Below are 18,131 nucleotides of genomic sequence, written 5' to 3'. Positions count from 1 at the left end.
GGGAGATCCGGCAGGGCGCTTTTCTTTCTTTCAGTCTCGATGCCCCCGGCAGGGCCGTTCGCAGTATCACGGGGCCGGCGGATCATCCGATCCCGGATCGTCCTTGCCCACGCCCCGGAAGATGAACCGGAAGGGCAGCGCCCAAAGCACGCCCAGCACGACATAGACCAGCAATTCCACCAGGATCGGCGGCCGGCCGAGCCAGTTCATCACGCTCACCGCCACCACCGCGTAAAGCGGCAGGCCGACGAGCAGGATCACCAGCGCCCAGCGGCGGCGGGCCTTGTAGCTCAGGGCGGGCTTGTCGGTCATCGTTGGTCCGCTTTGGTCAGTCGGCGAAGGGGTCGGTCACCAGGATCGTATCATCACGCTCCGGCGAGGTCGAAAGCAGCGCGACGTTGCAGCCGATCAGTTCCTCGACGCGGCGCACGTACTTGATCGCGTTGGCCGGCAGGTCCGCCCAGCTGCGCGCGCCTTCGGTCGATTCCTCCCAGCCCGGCATCTCCTCGTAGATCGGGGTGGCGCGGGCCTGGTGATCGGCGGCCGTGGGCAGGTGGTCGATCAGCTTGCCGTCAAGCTCGTAGCCGGTGCAGATCTTGAGCGTCTCGAAGCCGTCGAGCACGTCAAGCTTGGTCAGCGCGATGCCGTTGATCCCCGAGAGCGCGCAGGTCTGGCGCACGAGGACCGCATCGAACCAGCCGCAGCGGCGCTTGCGCCCCGTGGTGGTGCCGAATTCATGGCCCCGCTCGCCCAGCCGCTGGCCGGTCTCGTCGGTCAGCTCGGTCGGGAACGGGCCTTCGCCCACGCGGGTGGTGTAGGCCTTGACGATGCCCAGGACGAAATCGATCGCGCCGGGGCCGACACCGGTGCCGGTGGCGGCCTGTCCGGCGATCACGTTGGACGAGGTCACGTAGGGATAGGTGCCGAAGTCGATGTCCAGCAGTGAGCCCTGCGCGCCCTCGAACAGGATGCGTTCGCCCGCGCGGCGGCGATCGTGCATTTCCTTCCAGACCGGCGCGGCGAAGGGCAGGATCTGCGGCGCAAGCTCCTTGAGGCTGGCGATCAGCGCGTCACGGTCGACGGGTTCCAGCCCGAGGCCCCGGCGCAGCGCGTCGTGGTGCACCAGCGCGCGGTCGACCCGCAGCTCCAGCGTCGCATCGTCGGCCAGATCCGCGACGCGGACCGAGCGGCGGCCGACCTTGTCCTCGTAGGCCGGGCCGATGCCGCGGCCGGTGGTGCCGATCTTGGCCACGGAATTCTGCGCCTCGCGGGCGCGGTCGAGCTCGCCGTGAATCGGCAGGATCAGCGGCGTGTTCTCCGCGATCATCAGGGTCTCGGGCGTGATCTCGACACCCTGCTCGCGAATCGTGGCGATTTCCTTGATCAGGTGCCAAGGGTCGAGCACGACGCCGTTGCCGATGATCGACAGCTTGCCGGAGCGGACAACGCCCGACGGCAGCGCGTGCAGCTTGTAGACCTTGCCGTCGATAACCAGCGTATGGCCGGCGTTGTGACCGCCCTGGAAGCGCGCGATCACATCGGCACGCTCGCTCAGCCAGTCCACGATCTTGCCTTTCCCCTCGTCGCCCCACTGGGCGCCGACGACGACGACGTTTGCCATGACCTTCTCCCGCTTCTGGGGTTTGAACCCGGCCCCTATATCGGTGGGGCGCCGTCAGCGAAACCGGAATTTCGGATTGACGGGCGCATGGCGGGTCTGTGTCGCGGCCCCGACACCGGGCAGGGCGCGTCACGCTCCCGCCCGCCCACCCCGCGAGACGCGCCCTGCCCTCGGCCCCAAGCGGTGCGCCTGGGCCCTGCCGGATCGCCTCCGGAGCGCGGGGTGGGTGGGCGGGAGCGGTCCGGAGGCGATCCTCAGCTCTCCGCCAGGTGCACCGGATCCCCATGGGGTGTCATCAGGTAGGCCCGTTCCCAGGCCGCGCGCAGATCCTCGACCACCGACCCCGGCGCGGCGCCCGCCTCGTCCAGCAGCGCCTCGAGCGTCTCGAGCCAGGCCGCAAAGTAATCGTCACCGCCGTCCAGCTCCCTGGACAGCCCGTGCCGCTTCAGCGTCGCGCCGAAGCGCGCGGCCCAGTCGGGCCAGGCAAAGAGCCCCTGTTCGTTCAGATGCACCGTCAGCGCGAAAAGCTGCGCATGCCAGGGCTCGGCAAAGACGGGGTCGGGCCGGGCGCTCATGCGGGGCAGAGGTAGCTTTGCCACAGATCCAGCACAACCTCGTCCCGGGGATGTTCCGGCGCGGCCCACAGCTCAGATGCGGCAAAGGCCACCGCGTAAAGCGGCTCCGGCGCCTCACCCAGCCCGTGCGCGTTGCTGTCGGGCAGCACATGGGCGCCATGGCAGCGCAGCACCCGCCCGCGCGCGCCGGCGGCATAGGCCGGCAGGCGGGTGTGGCCGCCATCGACCAGCCGGTTGGCCGCCGGCCGCAGCGTCATCACCGCGTCGCCGGGCGAGAACACCGGCATCACCGCGCTGTCCCGATCGGCCGGCCCGCCGCGCGCCAGAACCCCGGGCACCGCCTCGGCGCGCAGGGCCTTCGGGTCGAGCTCATCACATTGGGAAAGGCCTTCGCCCGCACTGGCCAGCTCCTCGCGGCTGACCGCGCCGGTTTCGACCAGCAGGTCGGCCATGCCGGCCAGCCATTTCTCGTAATAAGAGAATCGCGCGTAATCCTTCGGGTCCACGGCTTCCCGGGCGCGGCGCGACATGTCGATATTCCAAAGCCCCGTCGCGCCGGCCGCCAGCGTCAGTGTCAGGGCGCGGGTCTGCCAGGGCTCGGCCCGGGGCGGATAGGCGCGGTCCGTGGGGTCGACCGGCCCGTCGCCGAACCGTCCGCCCATGTCGTGTACCCGGGTCATGCCGCGCCCTCGGGTGCCGAGGCCAGCGCCGTGCCGATCATCGCGTCACGCCCGACCAGCGCGGCCAGCGCCTCTTCGGACAGCCCGTCGGTGCCCTTGGGCCGCATCGGCAGCACGAGGTAGCGGACCTCGGCCGTCGAATCCCACACGCGCACCGCCGTCTCCTCGGGCAGGGTCACGCCGAACTCGGCCAGCACCTTGCGCGGCTCGCGCACCGCACGGGCGCGATAGGCGTCGGATTTGTACCAGGCCGGCGGCACGCCCAGCAGGGGCCACGGGTAACAGCTGCACAATGTGCAGACGACCATGTTATGGACCTCGGGCGTGTTCTCGACCGCGACGATGTGTTCACCCTGCCGGCCGTGAAAGCCCATCCCGGATACCGCTGCCGTCGCATCGTCCAGCAGGTCCGCGCGGAAGCCCGGATCGCTCCAGGCGCGGGCCACCACGGCGGCGCCGTTCTTCGGGCCGACCCGGTTCTGATAGGTGTCGATGATCGCGTCCAGCGCGGCAGGGTCGATCAGCCCCTTGCGCGTCAGGACCGTTTCAAGCGCGCGAACCCGCAGCGCCGGGTCCGGCGGCAGGAGCGCATGGGGGTGATCGGGATCGTCATGTGCCATGGCGGCATCCTTAACCGCCGCCGTGCGCCGGGCAAGACCGGAGTGGACAGGCCGGCCCGCGTCCCTGCCCCGGCATCGCCCCGACGGCACAGCTGCGCCCGGACGACGGCTTCCCCGATTCCTCCCTTGCCCCCCGATCCTCTTTTGCCTACATGTCGCGCGATCAAGATCCAGCCTGCTATCCGGAAGACCAACCCAAACGGGGCCCCATGGAAAACGTCGTTCTCATCATCCATCTCCTCCTGGCCCTGAGCCTGATCGGCATCGTGCTGATGCAGCGGTCCGAGGGCGGCGGGCTTGGCATGGGATCGTCGGGCCCCTCGACGGCAGGCCGGTCGGCGGCCACCGCGATGTCCAAGATGACCTGGATCCTTGCGGCGGCCTTCATCTGTACCTCGATCATCCTGACGATCCTGGCCGCCGAAAACTCGGCCGGCACCTCGGTGATCGACCGCGCCGGCGCGCCGATCGGCGGGACGGACGACAGCCCGGCGACCACGCCGGCCCTGCCCTCGGCCGATGACCTGCTGCCGCCGAGCACGGATGACACCGCGCCGCTGGCACCCACCGCCGACTGATCGGCGGGCCATAACATCAACGTCAACGGACGCGCCCGCGCCGGTCCCGGGGTCCTTCCCGGGCAGGCCGAGGGTGTCCACAACACTTTGCCTCACGCGAAAAAGCCGCAACAGCATCTAGCGGCTTTCTTGCCTTTGCCCGGCGAATCCTGTTAGGATGAAATCCCGTGGTAAAGCGGTGTTCCGGCACTGCTGAGGCTATCTCAGAGCAGATAATACGCATTCAATCACGGGGGCGGCCGAAAGATGGCGCGTTTCATTTTCATTACAGGCGGTGTCGTATCATCCCTCGGCAAGGGGCTGGCTTCGGCCGCACTCGGGGCGCTTCTGCAGGCACGGGGCTATTCGGTCCGGCTGCGCAAGCTCGATCCCTACCTGAACGTCGATCCGGGCACGATGTCGCCCTTCGAACATGGCGAGGTCTTCGTCACCGATGACGGGGCCGAGACCGACCTCGACCTCGGCCATTACGAACGCTTCACCGGCGTCGCCGCGCGCAAGACCGACAGCGTCAGCTCCGGCCGGATCTATTCCAACGTGCTCGAGAAGGAGCGCCGCGGCGACTACCTCGGCAAAACGATCCAGGTCATTCCGCACGTCACCAACGAGATCAAGGATTTCATTTCGATCGGCGAGGACGAGGTGGATTTCATGCTCTGCGAGATCGGCGGCACCGTCGGCGATATCGAGGGCCTGCCCTTCTTCGAAGCCATTCGCCAGTTCAGCCAGGACAAGCCGCGCGGCCAGTGCATCTTCATGCATCTGACGCTGCTGCCCTTCATCAAGGCGTCCGGAGAGCTGAAGACCAAGCCGACCCAGCACTCGGTCAAGGAACTGCGCTCCATCGGCCTGGCGCCCGACATCCTGGTCTGCCGCTCGGAAAGCCCGATCCCGGCCAAGGAGCGCGAGAAGCTGGCATTGTTCTGCAACGTACGCCCCGATGCGGTGATCGCCGCGCTGGACCTGAAATCCATCTACGAGGCGCCGCTGGTCTATCACCGCGAGGGGCTGGACCAGGCGGTGCTGGACGCGTTCCAGATCCACCCGGCGCCCAAACCGAAGCTGGACATCTGGGAAGACGTGGCCGACCGGATCGCCCATCCCGAAGGCGACGTGCGCGTGGCCATCGTCGGCAAGTACACCCAGCTGGAAGACGCCTACAAATCCATTGCCGAGGCGCTGACCCATGGCGGTATTTCGAACCGCGTGAAAGTCAACGTGGAATGGGTCGACGCCGAGCTCTTCGAGCGCGAGGACCCGGCGGCCTACCTAGAAGGCTACGACGCGATCCTGGTGCCCGGCGGCTTTGGCGAACGCGGGACCGAGGGCAAGATCCGCGCCGCGAAATTCGCGCGCGAGCATAAGGTGCCCTACCTTGGCATCTGCCTGGGCATGCAGATGGCGGTGATCGAGGCGGCGCGCAACGCGGCCGGCATCGCCAAGGCGGGATCGGAGGAATTCGATCACGAGGCCGACAAGAAACGGTTTGAGCCGGTGGTCTATCACCTGAAGGAATGGGTGCAGGGCAATCACAAGGTCGAACGCAAGGTCGATGACGACAAGGGCGGCACCATGCGCCTGGGCGCCTATGACGCCATGCTGACCGAAGGATCGCGCGTGGCCGGGATTTACGGCTGCACCCAGATCGAGGAACGCCACCGCCACCGCTACGAGGTCGACCTGCGCTACCGCGAAAAGCTGGAAGAGGCGGGGCTGAAGTTTTCGGGCATGTCGCCCGACGGCCGGCTGCCCGAGATCGTGGAATGGGCCAATCACCCGTGGTTCGTGGGCGTGCAGTTCCACCCGGAACTGAAATCCAAGCCCTTCGCGCCGCATCCGCTGTTCGACGATTTCATCCGGGCGGCGAAGGAAACCTCGCGGCTGGTCTGACACCGGACCGGGCGGCAACAGGGGCCGCGGCGCGACATGGCGGCGAGGCCAGGCGACCCCGCCTGGATCCTCGCGCGCCCCCTTTGTCAGCAAGGCTCCGAAGACGCGGTGGCAGGGTCCTCGCCGGGCCGTTGCCGACCCGTCTCGGAACCGCTGTCACCGCCGCCTGTTGCTCGGATTCCACGCCACCGGGCAAAGGTGCATTCGCCGCCGAATTTCGTCCAAAAGGCGAGCGGCCGGGGATGGACTTGCGCCGGCATCTGTATCAGCGTCGGAACAACCTGAAGCATAACAGCGTTGGCAAGCCATATGATCCACGATCTAAAGGTGACACATGTGGCGCTCCGTTCTCGCCTTCCCCGCTACGCCCCGGATCAATCCGGCGCTTCTCATTCCGACTGAGTTCAGCGCCATGTCCGTTCTGACGCAGCTTCTCAATTCGTTCCGCGCGACCCAGCCGCAGCCCCTGCCGGAGCCCGACGCGCAGTTGGCAACCGGCGCGCTGATGGTGCGGATTGCCATGTCCGACGAAAACTACCAGTTCGCGGAGATCAGCCTGATCGACAAGGTGCTTGCCCGGCTTTTCGATCTAGACGCGGTCGAGGCGGCCAAGATGCGCGCCACCTGCGAGAAGCTGCACGCCAAGGCCCCGGATACCGAGACCTTCGCCGCCCTGATCCGGTCCGAGCTGGACACCGAGGAGCGCCGCGAAGCGCTGACCGCGCTGTGGCAGGTCGTCCTGGCCGACGGCGAGGCGCAGGAGAAGGAAACCGACATCGTCGAGACCGCGCGCCTCGCGCTGGGTCTGTCGGTGGCCGACAACGCCGCGGCCCGGGCACGGGCCGAACAGGCGCTGGCCTGAGCGGTCGGACCGGACCGGACAGGCAACGGCCCGCAAGGGTCATCCCGTCCGCCGGCCGATAAGCGACAAGGAGCGCCGGCCCCCGCCACAAGCGCGCCCCGTCACCCCCATTGACGCTGGCATGTCCGGGCCGGGTCCTCATCGGACACACCGCTTGGGCAGGACCCGGCCGGCGCTGACCTGACCTCGGCAGCGCCGGCCGGCGACACCCTTACCCTCCATCACCTGGCATTCGCCGCGGATCGGGGCGCCGGCCCGTGACGCCCTGCAGCGGGTCGCGGCCGAGATTGCCTGACCGGGACGGCCGGTCTATATGCGTTCCATGTTCTCAGATCTGATCCGCCGGCTGACCGAACCGGCCCCGCAGCCCCTGTCCGATGCCGATGCCCGCCACGCGCTGGCCGCCCTTCTGGTGCGCGTCGCACGGACCGATGGCTATTATGCCCCGGACGAAATCCAGCAGATCGACCGGATCCTGGCCACCCGCTACGGGCTCTCGGCGCAGGACGCGGGCGCCTTGCGCCAAGATGCCGAGAAACTCGAGGCGGAGGCGCCCGATACCGTCCGCTTTACCCGCGCCATCAAGGAGGCGGTCCCCTACGAGGAGCGGCTCGCCGTGATCGAGGCGCTGTGGAAGATCGCCCTGACCGACGGCCATCGCGAGGCCGAGGAAGACGCGCTGCTGCGTGTCGTCGCCAGCCTGCTGGGCATCAACGACATGGACAGCAACCTGGCCCGCAAGCGGGCCGAAGCCGGATGAGCGACAGATGACCGAGACCGGCGCGATCGCCTACCTGGGGTTCTACGACATGGCCCCGGTGCAGGCGGCCAACGATGCCTACTGGTCCGCGATCCGCGCCGAGCTGGGCCACGGCCCCGAGCGCATGGTGCGGCCCGATGATCTCTGGCCGGTCTGGCGCGCACCGGACCTGTTGCTGGCGCAGACCTGCTCCCTGCCCTTCCGCGGCCCGCTGCGGGGCCAGGTGACGCTGGTCGGCACGCCGGATTTCGGACTGCCGGGCTGCCCGCCGGGCCATTACCGCTCTGCCATCGTGGTGCGCCGCGGGGACGAGCCCCGCGACGGCGCGCGCATGGCGATCAACGACCCGTTCTCGCAATCCGGCTGGGGCAACCCCTCGGCCTGGCTGAGCGCCCAGGGCATCACCCCCGGCCCCATCTTCGGGACCGGCGCGCACGCGGCCTCCGTCCGGGCGCTGGCCGAGGGACGCGCGGACATGGCCGGGATCGACCTGCTCAGCTGGACCATGTTCGACGAGCTGGGCCTGTTGCCCGAGGGGCTGGAGATCGCCGGCCTGACCGAGCCGTCGCTCGGCACGCCCTACATCACCGCGAAGGGCCGCGACCCCGAGCCCATCGCGCGCGCCATCGGCGCCGCGATCGCGCGCCTTGACCCCGCATTCCGCGACGCGCTGCATCTGAAAGGCTTCGTGCAGCACGGCGAAGCCGCCTACCTGGCCGAGGCGATGCCGCCGGTTCCGGCGGTCGCGGCTGCCTGAAAATCAGGCACAACGTCGCGGCAACCGGGCGAATTCCACACTGCTAAAGGCGTTTTGCGGATTGCCAAGGCGCATGGAATTTGCCCAGAGTTTGGGCCAAACATCCTTTGCCACGGACACCGCGTGACCGACCATTCACCCGCCGACACACCAACCGTCATCGAGATCCGCGACCTGCACAAGGCCTACGGCCCGCTTGAGGTGCTCAAGGGCGTGTCGATCGCGGCAAGGCGCGGCGACGTGGTCTCGCTCATCGGGTCGTCCGGGTCGGGCAAATCCACACTGCTGCGCTGCGCCAACCTGCTGGAAGACAGCCAGCAGGGCGAGATCCTGTTCAAGGGCGAACCGGTCAGCTGGCGCGGGGCCGCGATGGCGCGCCGGCCGGCGGATGCCAAACAGGTGCTGCGGATCCGCACGAACCTGTCGATGGTCTTCCAGCAGTTCAACCTGTGGTCCCACCTGACGATCCTGCAGAACGTGATGGAGGCGCCGGTCACCGTGCTGGGCCGCGACAAGGCAGAGGCCGAGGCCTCGGCCCGGCGCTATCTGGACAAGGTCGGCATCGGCGACAAGTGCGATGCCTGGCCCGCCCAGCTGTCGGGCGGCCAGCAGCAGCGCGCCGCCATCGCCCGTGCCCTGGCGATGGAGCCCGAGGCGCTTTTATTCGACGAGCCGACCTCGGCCCTGGACCCCGAGCTGGAACAGGAGGTGGTGAAGGTCATCAAGGACCTTGCCGCCGAGGGGCGCACGATGATCATCGTCACCCACGACATGAAGCTGGCCCAGGATGTCAGCGACCACGTCGTCTTCCTGCACAAGGGGGTGATCGAGGAAGAAGGGCCGCCGGACACGCTGTTCAGCGCGCCGAAATCCGAACGCCTGCGCGGGTTCCTGTCTCACGCGGCGTGACCAGCGCGACGCGACCGCCAAACCATAACAACGATAACAACACCAACCACGAACCGGGAGTAACACACATGAAGACCCTGATTCTCAGCACCGCCGTCCTGGCTTTGTCCGCGGGCCTTGCCATGGCACAGACCGTCCGCATGGGCACCGAGGGCGCCTATCCTCCGTACAACTTCATCAACGATGCCGGCGAGGTCGACGGCTTCGAGCGGGAATTCGGCGACGAGCTTTGCGCCCGCGCGGAGTTGACCTGTGAATGGGTGACCAACGACTGGGATTCGATCATCCCCAACCTGGTGTCGGGCAACTACGACACGATCATCGCCGGCATGTCGATCAACGACGAGCGCGACGAGGTCATCGACTTTACCCAGGATTACATCCCGCCGGCGACCTCCTCCTATGTGGCGCTCAGCGAGGATGCCGACCTTGGCGGCGTGGTCGCGGCCCAGACCTCGACCCTGCAATCGCAGTACATCTCGGAAAGCGACGCGACCCTGCTGGAATTCGCCACCGCGGACGAGATCATCACCGCCCTGAAGAGCGGCGAGGCCGACGCGGTGTTCTTCGATACCGACTATCTGGTGCCGATCGTCGAGGAATCGGGCGGCGAGCTGATGTTCATCGGCGAGACCGTCACGCTGGGCCGTGGCACCGGCATGGGCATCCGCGAAAGCGACACCGAGCTGAAGGACAAGTTCGACGCGGCCATCACCTCGATGAAGGAAGACGGATCGCTGAACGAAATGCTGATCAAGTGGTTCGGGGAAGGCACCGACACCTATTGAGCTGACCCGGCCGGCGGGGTCCCGCCCCGCCGGCTGATGCACCCATGTTTTCCTTCTGCACCGATCCCTCGCTTCTTGCGACCCCGGCCTGGTTTGCCTGCTATCTGACCACCGGCAAGCTGATGCTGTTCTACGCCTCCTTCGGGACGGTGCTTCTGCTGCTGGCCATCACCGCGCCCATCGCGCTTGGCTTCGGGTTCGGGGCGGCGGCGGCGGCGCGGTCGCGGATCCTGCCGCTCAGCTGGTTCGGCAAGATCTACATCGCGATGGTCCGGGGCGTGCCGGACATCGTCTTTTTCCTGTTCTTCGTGATCGCGCTGGACCAGGGGATCGAATACCTGCGCCACAAGATCAAGTGCCCCGACTGGGACGAGCCGATCCGGCAGGGATCGGACTTCATCGTCTGCGCGGCGGCCAAGATGCCGCTGTCGACCGCACCGCAGGCCTGGCACGAGGTCTATGGTTTCGCGCTGGCGGTGCTGACCTTCGCCATCGTCTTCGGCGCCTTTGCCGGCAACGTGCTGTTCGGCGCCATGCGCGCGGTGCCGCAGGCGCAGCTTGAGACGGCCGAGGCCTACGGCATGACCCATCGCCAGACCTTCTGGCGGATCCTGGTGCCGCAGATGTGGATCTATGCCCTGCCCGGCCTGTCCAACCTGTGGATGGTGCTGGTCAAGGCCACGCCGTTGCTGTTCCTGCTGGGCGTCGAGGACATCGTCTACTGGGCCAAGGAACTGGGCGGCGCCAAGACCGCGCGCTTCACCGATTACCCACATGGCGACTGGCGGGTGTGGTATTTCCTCGGGCTGCTCATCTTCTATCTGGCCTTCACCCGGGTGTCCGAGATCGTGCTGGACCGGATCACGGCGCGCCTGACCCATGGTCAGGCCACCGCCGCCGGCGAAGCCCAGCGGAAGGCCGCGGCATGAGCGGAAAGATGTCGAGCGTGCGCGCAACGGAACGGCAGCCCATACGCCGGCCCGCCCCCGCCCTGACCGGAGGCCCCGCATGAGCTGCGCCGAGGCCTTCTCATCCTACGCGCTGCGCTCTCTGGGCTATGGCGAGCGGCTGCTGCCGCGATCGGATTTCACGCTGTGCGAGCAGGTCATCCTGATCGGCTCGGGCATGATCTGGAACGTCTATTTCGGCGTGATCGCGCTTTGCCTGGGCTTCCTGCTGGCAACGGCGGTGGCGGTGGGCAAGGCGTCGTCGAAACGCTGGCTGCGCAAGCCGTCGGAATGGTTCATCTTCATCTTCCGGGGCTCGCCGCTCTTCATCCAGATCTTCTTCGCCTATGCGCTGTTCACCAGCCTCAAGGGCGTGAGCCCGGTCTTCGATCCCTTCACCTCGGCCGCGCTTGGCGCGCTGATCGTGTTGCTGCTGAACACCGCCGCCTATTCCGGAGAGATCTTCTACGGCGCGCTGCAGTCGATCCCCAAGGGCGACATCGAGGCGGCCGATGCCTATGGCCTGACCGGCCTGCCGCGCTTCCGGCGGATCGTCTGGCCCACCATGCTGCGCCTCGCCTGGCCCGCCTACACGAACGAGGCGATCTTCCTCTTCCACGCGACCACGCTGGTGTTCTTCTCGGGCTTCCCGGCCTGGCGCCAGCAGGGCGATGCGCTTTATTACGCGAACTACTTCGCGGACAAGACCTTCAACCCGTTCATCGCCTACCCGATCCTGGCGGGTTACTTCATCCTGTTCACCCTGATCATCGTCGGTATCTTCGGCCTTGTGAACGCCCGGCTGAACCGGCATCTCCCGGCCAGCCGCCGAAGCCGCGTGAAATACCGCCCCAACCTTATGCGCTGAGACCGCGCCCTACCCGGAACCACCCCAATGAGCCCTACAGCCTATCCCACGATCCGTATCGCCGCCTGCGACCTCAACGGGAGGATGCGCGGCAAGCGCGTGCCCGGCCGGCAGCTGGGGTCCATGGACAAGGGCGTGCGCATGCCCTTCTCGGCGCTGAACGTGGATCTCTGGGGTCATGACATCGAGAATTCGCCGCTGGTGTTCGAGACCGGCGATGCCGATGGCGTCCTGGTGCCCACCGGGCGTGGGCCGGTGCCGATGCCCTGGCTCGACCGGCCCTCGGCGCTGGTGCCGATGACGATGAGGACCGAGAGCGGCAAGCCCTTCGCCGGCGATCCCCGCGCCGCACTTGAGGCGGTGCTGGGCCGCTATGCCGCGCGCGGCTGGGAGGTCGTGGCCGCGACCGAGATGGAATTCACCCTTGTCGACGACAGCGGCGACACGCTGCTGCCGGTGATCGACCCGCATTCGGGCCGGCGGCTGGCCCATGGCGCGGTGCTGTCGATCCAGGAACTCGACGCCTTCGACGCCTTCTTTTCGGACCTCTACGAGGGCTGCGAGGAAATGGGGATCCCCGCCGACAACGCCATCGCCGAAAGCGGCGTGGGCCAGTTCGAGGTGACGCTGACCCACCAGGGCGCGCTGCGCGCCGCCGATGACGCCTGGCTCTTCAAGGCGTTGGTGCAGGGGCTGGCGCGCAAGTACAAGATGGCCGCGACCTTCATGGCCAAGCCCTACATGGACGACGCCGGCAACGGAATGCATGTGCATTTCTCGGTGCTGGACCGCGAGGGGCGCAACATCTTCTCGGACGGCGGAGCGATGGGCACGCCCCTGCTGATGAACGCGGTGGCCGGGTGCCTGCAGGCGATGCCCGACAGTTCGCTGATCTTCGCGCCCTTCGGCAATTCCTACGACCGGCTGGTGCCCGGCGCGCACGCGCCCACCGCCGCCGTCTGGGCCTACGAGAACCGCACCGCCGCGATCCGCATCCCCGGCGGCCCCCCGGCCGCGCGCCGGGTCGAGCATCGCAGCGCCGGCGGCGACGTGAACCCCTACCTGCTGCTTGCCGTGGTGCTGGGCGCGGGGCTCGTGGGGATCGAGGACGGGCTGACCCCGCCCGAGCCGATCCAGGGCAATGCCTATGCGATCAAGGAGGCGCCCCAGATCGCCGCCGACTGGGCCACCGCCATCGACCGGCTGGAAAACAGCGCCCTGATGGCCCGCATCCTGCCCCCCGACCTGATCCGCTACCTCGTGATGACCAAGCGCCAGGAACATGCCGTCTTTGCCGGGATGGACCCGGACCGGCACTGGGAATCACTGATCGAGACCGCCTGATCCCGCGTCACGGCCTCCCCTGCCCCCAAGACTGAGCTTGAAACGAGGCGCCCAACCCCCTATCCTGAATTTGATCAAATTCGGTGTTTCATGAAAATCGGTATCTTGCAGACGGGCCACGCGCCCGACGCGATCATTGGCGAAACCGGCGATTACGACCAGCTCTTCGAGCGGCTGCTGGGCGGTCACGGCTTCGATTTCGAAACCTGGGCCGTTGTCGACAACGTCCCCCTGCCCGGACCGGAGGCCGCCGACGGCTGGCTTATCACCGGCTCGCGCCACGGCGCCTATGAGGATCACCCCTGGATCCCGCCGCTGGAGGCGCTGATCCGCCGGATCCGCGCCAGCGGGCGGCCGATGATCGGCGTGTGCTTCGGCCATCAGATCATCGCCCAGGCGCTTGGCGGCAAGGTCGAGAAATTCTCCGGCGGCTGGGCCGTGGGCCGGCAGGTCTATGACTATGGCGGCCGCAGGGTGGCGGTGAACGCCTGGCACCAGGACCAGGTCACGCGCCTGCCCGAGGGCGCCAAGATCCTCGGCGGCAACGCGTTCGCGCCCCATGCCATCCTTGGCTACGGCGACACGATCTGGACCTGCCAGCCGCATCCCGAGTTCGATTCGGATTTCATCGCGGGGCTGCTGAAGCACCGCGCGCCGGGCAATGTCCCGCAGCCGCTGATCGACGAGGCGACCGCCCGACTGCCCGAGCCGACCGACCGACTGGAGGTGGGCGAAGAGATGGCCCGCTTCTTCCTGCAGGAGCGCGTGGCATGAGCGACTGGATGACCGATCTGCCCCCTTCGGCGGCGGAATACCTTGAGAACCGGCGCCTCGACGAGGTCGAGTGCATCATCGCCGACCTGCCCGGCATCGCCCGCGGCAAGGCCGTGCCGGCCAGCAAGTTCGCCCGGCAGAAGATGTTCTACCTGCCCGACAGCATCTTCTACCAGACCATCACCGGCACCTGGTCGGACGCCGCTGGCGAGGCCGGTTTCACCGAGGCCGACATGCAGCTGGTGCCCGACATGTCCACCGCCACGGCCGCGCCCTGGACCGGAGACTGGACCCTGCAGGTGATCCACGACGCGCTGGACACCAAGGGCGAGCCGGTGCCGATCGCGCCGCGCAACGTGCTGAAACGGGTCGTGCAGCTTTATCGCGACAAGGGATGGAAGCCGGTCGTCGCGCCCGAGATGGAATTCTTCCTGGTGGCGCGCAACATCGACCCGGCGCAGGACATCGCGCCGATGATGGGCCGCTCGGGCCGCCCGGCCGCCGCGCGGCAGGCCTATTCGATGACTGCCGTGGACGAATTCGGCCCCGTCATCGACGACATCTACGATTTCGCCGAGGCCCAGGGCTTCGAGATCGACGGCATCACCCAGGAAGGCGGCGCCGGCCAGCTCGAGATCAACCTGCGCCACGGGGACCCCGTGAAGCTGGCCGACGAGGTCTTCTACTTCAAGCGTCTGATCCGCGAGGCGGCGCTGCGCCACGACTGCTTTGCCACCTTCATGGCCAAGCCGATCGCGGACGAGCCCGGCTCGGCCATGCATATCCATCACTCGCTGATCGACATGAAGACCGGGAACAACGTCTTCTCGGCCGAGGACGGATCGCCCACGCGCGAGTTCCACCATTTCATCGGCGGGCTTCAGGCACATCTGCCCGACGCAATCGCCGTGCTGGCGCCTTACGTGAATTCGTACCGGCGTTACGTGAAGGACCATGCCGCGCCGATCAACCTCAGCTGGGGCCATGACAACCGCACCACCGGCATCCGCGTGCCGATCTCGGACCCTGCCGGACGGCGGGTGGAAAACCGGCTGGCGGGGATGGATTGCAACCCCTACCTCGGCATCGCGGCCTCGCTGGCCTGCGGCTATCTCGGGCTGATCCAGCAGCGCGAACCGGACGCCCAGTTCCGCGGCGACGCCTATGACAGCGACGACGACAGCCAGCGGGAAATCCCGCGCGTGCTGGGCTCGGCGCTGGATCTCTTTGACGAGGCGACCGACCTGCACAGCGTGCTGGGCGAGGAATTCGCGCGCGTCTACGGCATCGTCAAGCGCACCGAATACGAAGAGTTCCTGCAGGTGATCTCTCCGTGGGAACGCGAACACCTGCTGCTGAACGTCTGAGGCGCACGGCATGGCCGGCGGCGCCCGAGTGCGCCCCGGCACGGGATCAACAGGACAGATACGGGAACGCGGGATGGACCTGCTCTATGCCAATGACCGGCCGGGCCGGTATCCGGACTCGTGGTACGTGGCCAGCGCGGAACTGCCGCCCGAGCGCCCCGCGCTGGATGGCGACGCGCGGGTCGACGTCTGCATCGTCGGCGGCGGCTACACCGGCCTTTCGGCGGCGCTGCACCTGGCCGAGGCCGGGCGATCCGTGCTGCTGCTGGAAGCGCACCGCGCGGGCTTCGGCGCCTCGGGCCGCAACGGCGGGCAGCTGGGCGGCGGGCAGCGCGTCACCCAGGACGTGCTGGAAAAACGCCACGGCCCCGAAACCGCCCGCCAGCTCTGGGAGCTGGGCGACGAGGCGCTGACGCTGGTCAAGGACCTGATCGCGCGCCACGACATCGACTGCGACCTGCGACCCGGCGTGGCCGAGATGGCCTCGTCCGCGGCCGAGGTCACGCATCTGCACCACTACGCCGAATTCCTCGCCGACCGCTACGGCCACACCCAGACCGAGGTGCTGGATGCCGAAGCCGGCCATGCGCTCTGCCCCTCGCCGGTCTACAAGGGCGGGCTGATCGACTGGAGCTCCGCCCATCTGCATCCGCTGAAACTGGCGCTGGGGCTGGCCCGCGCCGCCGAGGCCGCCGGTGCGCGGATCTGCGAAGGCACGCGCGTGACGGGGATCGAAGACGGCGCGCAGGTGCGGGTAAAGACCGACACCGGCACCGTGACGGCGGATCACGTGATCCTGGCCTGCAACGGCTATCTCGGCGGGCTGGAGCCGCGCGTCGCCGCCCGGGTCATGCCGATCAACAACTTCATCGCCGCGACCGAGCCGCTGGGCGAGCGGACGGCCGACGTGCTGACCCGCGACGTGGCCGTGGCCGACGATCTCTTCGTCATCAACTACTTCCGCCTCTCCGTCGATGGCCGGCTGCTGTTCGGCGGCGGCGAAAGCTATGGCTACCGCTTCCCGGCCGACATCGCCGCGACCGTGCGCAAACCGATGGAGCGGATCTTTCCCCACCTGAAGGGGGTCCGGATCGACTACGCCTGGGGCGGCACGCTGGCGATCACGATGCAGCGCCTGCCCTGGATGGCGCGGCTGTCGCCCCGGATCCTGACGGCCTCGGGCTATTCCGGCCACGGCGTCGGCACGGCGACCCATGCCGGCAAGCTGATGGCGCAGGCCGTGCAGGGGCAATCGGAAGGGTTCGACACCTTCTCCGCCCTGCCTACCCCGGTCTTTCCCGGCGGCACCGCCCTGCGCAGCCCGCTGCTGGCGCTCGCCATGAGCTGGTACGCCCTGCGCGACCGGCTGGGGCTCTGACAGACCGGAACCCGCTCGCAACACTGTCATGAAACTATTAGGTCGCGCGGCCTCTTTTGGCTTGGTCTCGCCAGCGCGATGTTTTACCTTTCTCAAAGGTACAGTTAAGGAAATTCAAAATGAACGACGTTCCGAACGTACACGAGGCCGAGCCGATCCCCGAAGCTGCCCGCGCCGAGATCGAGGCGCTGCTGCAATCCGGCGACCTCTTCCGGTACACGTCCGAAGGCGCGGCGGTCACGCTTCTGGAAGAAGACTTCGCCGCGATGATGGGGTCGCGCTATGCCCTGGCGGTGTCGTCCTGTTCGGCGGCGCTCTTCCTGTCGCTCAAGGCACTGGGGCTGACGCCTGGCGCCCGCGTGCTGATCCCCGCCTTCACCTTTGCCGCCGTGCCGTCGTCGGTGGTGCACGCCGATTGCGTGCCGGTCCTGTGCGAGGTCGGTGACAATTACCGCGTCGACATGGCGGATTTCGAAGCCAAGCTCGACGGGGTCGAGGCGGTCATCATCAGCCACATGCGCGGCCACACCTCGGACATGGACGCGATCATGGCGCTTTGCGATGCCCGCGACCTGCCTGTGATCGAGGATGCGGCGCATTCGCTCGGCACGCTCTGGAACGGGCAGAAGATCGGGACGATCGGCAGGGTCGGCTGCTTTTCCTTCCAGTCTTACAAGATGGTCAATGCCGGCGAAGGCGGGATCATGATCACCGACGACGCCGACCTGATCGCGCGCGCCGTCATCATGTCCGGCGCCTACGAACACAACTGGAAGAAGCACCGCGGCTTCGGCCATGGCAATGGCGAGCTCGAGGCCGCCTTTGCCACCTGGCAGAACCAGCTGCCGCTGTACAACCTGCGGCTCAACAACATCTCAGCCGCGATCAGCCGCTCGCAGCTGCCCCAGCTGGACCGCCGCGTGACCGACGGACGCGCCAACCACGATTACGTGGCCGCGCGGCTGAACGCGTCGCCCTTCATCCACGTGCCGGACCCGCTGGGCCCGGAACTGCGCGCGCCCGATTCGATCCAGTTCAACATGGAGAACATGGACGCCGACCAGATCCGCGCCTTTTCGGATGAATCGGCGGCCCGCGGCGTGAAGGTCCAGGTCTTCGGCATGTCCACCGACAATGCCCGCGCCTTCTGGAACTGGCAGTTCCTGGGCGACCTGCCCCAGCTGCCCCAGACCCGCGCCATGCTGATGAAGGCCTGCGACGTGCGCCTGCCCGTCCGCCTGACCCGCGCCGAACTGGACGTGATCACCGACATCCTGCTCGCCTCGGTCGAGGCGGTGATGGGCGAAGAACGCGCCTACGGCACCTGACGAGACGCGCTTGCAAGAGCGCGGCGAGTGACAGCCCCGGCCCGAAGGCCCCTTTCATGCGGCCCCCTTGCCAACCGGCCGGGGG

The 18,131-nt window shown here is 67.6% G+C and carries 19 protein-coding genes; 14 read left to right on the top strand and 5 right to left on the bottom strand.

From position 1 onward, the window contains the following. Positions 1 to 66: 66 nt before the first annotated feature. The 5 genes from ATO3_RS16110 to nthA all read right to left on the bottom strand — a co-directional run bounded on the left by ATO3_RS16110 (position 67) and on the right by nthA (position 3,496). On the bottom strand, positions 67 to 312 hold the full coding sequence (locus ATO3_RS16110) for a DUF2842 domain-containing protein (protein WP_088650906.1): 246 nt from the start codon (positions 310 to 312) through the stop codon (positions 67 to 69). A gap of 16 nt (positions 313 to 328) precedes the next feature. Continuing rightward, on the bottom strand, positions 329 to 1,621 hold the full coding sequence (locus tag ATO3_RS16105; RefSeq protein WP_088650905.1) for an adenylosuccinate synthase: 1,293 nt from the start codon (positions 1,619 to 1,621) through the stop codon (positions 329 to 331). Positions 1,622 to 1,875: 254 nt separating this feature from the next. Further along, entirely contained in the window at positions 1,876 to 2,196 is a 321-nt protein-coding gene (locus ATO3_RS16100; protein ID WP_088650904.1) for a nitrile hydratase accessory protein, read from the bottom strand. Further along, positions 2,193 to 2,876 (bottom strand): nitrile hydratase subunit beta, encoded by a 684-nt coding sequence (gene nthB, locus ATO3_RS16095; protein WP_088650903.1) that lies wholly within the window; start codon positions 2,874 to 2,876, stop codon positions 2,193 to 2,195. Before nthB ends, ATO3_RS16100 begins: the two co-directional genes overlap by 4 nt. Further along, the gene (nthA, locus tag ATO3_RS16090; protein WP_088650902.1) at positions 2,873 to 3,496 is read right to left on the bottom strand and encodes a nitrile hydratase subunit alpha; all 624 of its coding nucleotides are present in this window, start codon (positions 3,494 to 3,496) and stop codon (positions 2,873 to 2,875) included. Before nthA ends, nthB begins: the two co-directional genes overlap by 4 nt. Positions 3,497 to 3,705: 209 nt before the next feature. Between nthA and secG the strand changes: the two genes are divergently transcribed. From secG to ATO3_RS16020, 14 genes are all read left to right on the top strand, one after another. Further along, positions 3,706 to 4,074 carry a preprotein translocase subunit SecG gene (secG, locus tag ATO3_RS16085; protein WP_088650901.1) on the top strand — a complete coding sequence of 123 codons (369 nt, stop codon included), beginning with the start codon at positions 3,706 to 3,708 and terminating at the stop codon, positions 4,072 to 4,074. 246 nt (positions 4,075 to 4,320) lie between these two features. Beyond that, positions 4,321 to 5,964 carry a CTP synthase gene (locus tag ATO3_RS16080; protein ID WP_088650900.1) on the top strand — a complete coding sequence of 548 codons (1,644 nt, stop codon included), beginning with the start codon at positions 4,321 to 4,323 and terminating at the stop codon, positions 5,962 to 5,964. A 334-nt stretch (positions 5,965 to 6,298) separates the two neighbouring features. Next, complete coding sequence (locus ATO3_RS16075; protein ID WP_408630819.1) at positions 6,299 to 6,826, top strand: tellurite resistance TerB family protein; 528 nt, start codon at positions 6,299 to 6,301, stop codon at positions 6,824 to 6,826. Positions 6,827 to 7,148: 322 nt separating this feature from the next. Then, positions 7,149 to 7,586: a tellurite resistance TerB family protein gene (locus tag ATO3_RS16070; protein WP_088650898.1), complete on the top strand. Its 438-nt coding sequence runs from the start codon at positions 7,149 to 7,151 to the stop codon at positions 7,584 to 7,586. A 7-nt stretch (positions 7,587 to 7,593) separates the two neighbouring features. Further along, positions 7,594 to 8,343: a phosphate/phosphite/phosphonate ABC transporter substrate-binding protein gene (locus ATO3_RS16065; protein WP_088650897.1), complete on the top strand. Its 750-nt coding sequence runs from the start codon at positions 7,594 to 7,596 to the stop codon at positions 8,341 to 8,343. Positions 8,344 to 8,466: 123 nt separating this feature from the next. Continuing rightward, entirely contained in the window at positions 8,467 to 9,252 is a 786-nt protein-coding gene (locus ATO3_RS16060; RefSeq protein ID WP_088650896.1) for an ABC transporter ATP-binding protein, read from the top strand. 68 nt (positions 9,253 to 9,320) lie between these two features. Then, positions 9,321 to 10,040 carry a transporter substrate-binding domain-containing protein gene (locus tag ATO3_RS16055; protein ID WP_088650895.1) on the top strand — a complete coding sequence of 240 codons (720 nt, stop codon included), beginning with the start codon at positions 9,321 to 9,323 and terminating at the stop codon, positions 10,038 to 10,040. Between the two features lie 44 nt (positions 10,041 to 10,084). Further along, a complete protein-coding gene (locus tag ATO3_RS16050; protein ID WP_088650894.1) occupies positions 10,085 to 10,969 on the top strand; it encodes an ABC transporter permease in 885 nt (294 codons plus the stop codon). 79 nt (positions 10,970 to 11,048) lie between these two features. After that, a complete protein-coding gene (locus ATO3_RS16045; protein ID WP_088650893.1) occupies positions 11,049 to 11,855 on the top strand; it encodes an ABC transporter permease in 807 nt (268 codons plus the stop codon). A gap of 27 nt (positions 11,856 to 11,882) precedes the next feature. After that, entirely contained in the window at positions 11,883 to 13,199 is a 1,317-nt protein-coding gene (locus ATO3_RS16040) for a glutamine synthetase family protein (protein ID WP_088650892.1), read from the top strand. Between the two features lie 90 nt (positions 13,200 to 13,289). After that, positions 13,290 to 13,973, top strand: coding sequence for a type 1 glutamine amidotransferase (locus ATO3_RS16035; protein WP_088650891.1), 684 nt, complete (start codon positions 13,290 to 13,292; stop codon positions 13,971 to 13,973). Continuing rightward, positions 13,970 to 15,340, top strand: a complete 1,371-nt coding sequence (locus tag ATO3_RS16030) for a glutamine synthetase family protein (protein ID WP_088650890.1) — start codon at positions 13,970 to 13,972, stop codon at positions 15,338 to 15,340. Before ATO3_RS16035 ends, ATO3_RS16030 begins: the two co-directional genes overlap by 4 nt. 73 nt (positions 15,341 to 15,413) lie before the next feature. Further along, on the top strand, positions 15,414 to 16,718 hold the full coding sequence (locus ATO3_RS16025) for an NAD(P)/FAD-dependent oxidoreductase (RefSeq protein WP_088650889.1): 1,305 nt from the start codon (positions 15,414 to 15,416) through the stop codon (positions 16,716 to 16,718). A 119-nt stretch (positions 16,719 to 16,837) separates the two neighbouring features. Continuing rightward, positions 16,838 to 18,046: a DegT/DnrJ/EryC1/StrS family aminotransferase gene (locus tag ATO3_RS16020; protein WP_088650888.1), complete on the top strand. Its 1,209-nt coding sequence runs from the start codon at positions 16,838 to 16,840 to the stop codon at positions 18,044 to 18,046. Positions 18,047 to 18,131 lie beyond the last annotated feature (85 nt).

The sequence above is a fragment of the Marinibacterium profundimaris genome, from assembly GCF_002210095.1.
Taxonomy (GTDB): Bacteria; Pseudomonadota; Alphaproteobacteria; order Rhodobacterales; family Rhodobacteraceae; genus Marinibacterium; species Marinibacterium profundimaris.
Note: the sequence above shows the minus strand (reverse complement) of the source record. Positions and strands in the feature narration are given on the sequence as shown.

Bases quoted from the DNA above. Each gene is read 5' to 3' on its own strand.
- ATO3_RS16110 (WP_088650906.1), bottom strand. From the start codon at position 312: ATGACCGACAAGCCCGCCCTGAGCTACAAGGCCCGCCGCCGCTGGGCG.
- ATO3_RS16105 (WP_088650905.1), bottom strand. From the start codon at position 1,621: ATGGCAAACGTCGTCGTCGTCGGCGCCCAGTGGGGCGACGAGGGGAAA.
- ATO3_RS16100 (WP_088650904.1), bottom strand. From the start codon at position 2,196: ATGAGCGCCCGGCCCGACCCCGTCTTTGCCGAGCCCTGGCATGCGCAG.
- nthB (WP_088650903.1), bottom strand. From the start codon at position 2,876: ATGACCCGGGTACACGACATGGGCGGACGGTTCGGCGACGGGCCGGTC.
- nthA (WP_088650902.1), bottom strand. From the start codon at position 3,496: ATGGCACATGACGATCCCGATCACCCCCATGCGCTCCTGCCGCCGGAC.
- secG (WP_088650901.1), top strand. From the start codon at position 3,706: ATGGAAAACGTCGTTCTCATCATCCATCTCCTCCTGGCCCTGAGCCTG.
- ATO3_RS16080 (WP_088650900.1), top strand. From the start codon at position 4,321: ATGGCGCGTTTCATTTTCATTACAGGCGGTGTCGTATCATCCCTCGGC.
- ATO3_RS16075 (WP_408630819.1), top strand. From the start codon at position 6,299: ATGTGGCGCTCCGTTCTCGCCTTCCCCGCTACGCCCCGGATCAATCCG.
- ATO3_RS16070 (WP_088650898.1), top strand. From the start codon at position 7,149: ATGTTCTCAGATCTGATCCGCCGGCTGACCGAACCGGCCCCGCAGCCC.
- ATO3_RS16065 (WP_088650897.1), top strand. From the start codon at position 7,594: ATGACCGAGACCGGCGCGATCGCCTACCTGGGGTTCTACGACATGGCC.
- ATO3_RS16055 (WP_088650895.1), top strand. From the start codon at position 9,321: ATGAAGACCCTGATTCTCAGCACCGCCGTCCTGGCTTTGTCCGCGGGC.
- ATO3_RS16050 (WP_088650894.1), top strand. From the start codon at position 10,085: ATGTTTTCCTTCTGCACCGATCCCTCGCTTCTTGCGACCCCGGCCTGG.
- ATO3_RS16045 (WP_088650893.1), top strand. From the start codon at position 11,049: ATGAGCTGCGCCGAGGCCTTCTCATCCTACGCGCTGCGCTCTCTGGGC.
- ATO3_RS16040 (WP_088650892.1), top strand. From the start codon at position 11,883: ATGAGCCCTACAGCCTATCCCACGATCCGTATCGCCGCCTGCGACCTC.
- ATO3_RS16035 (WP_088650891.1), top strand. From the start codon at position 13,290: ATGAAAATCGGTATCTTGCAGACGGGCCACGCGCCCGACGCGATCATT.
- ATO3_RS16030 (WP_088650890.1), top strand. From the start codon at position 13,970: ATGAGCGACTGGATGACCGATCTGCCCCCTTCGGCGGCGGAATACCTT.
- ATO3_RS16025 (WP_088650889.1), top strand. From the start codon at position 15,414: ATGGACCTGCTCTATGCCAATGACCGGCCGGGCCGGTATCCGGACTCG.
- ATO3_RS16020 (WP_088650888.1), top strand. From the start codon at position 16,838: ATGAACGACGTTCCGAACGTACACGAGGCCGAGCCGATCCCCGAAGCT.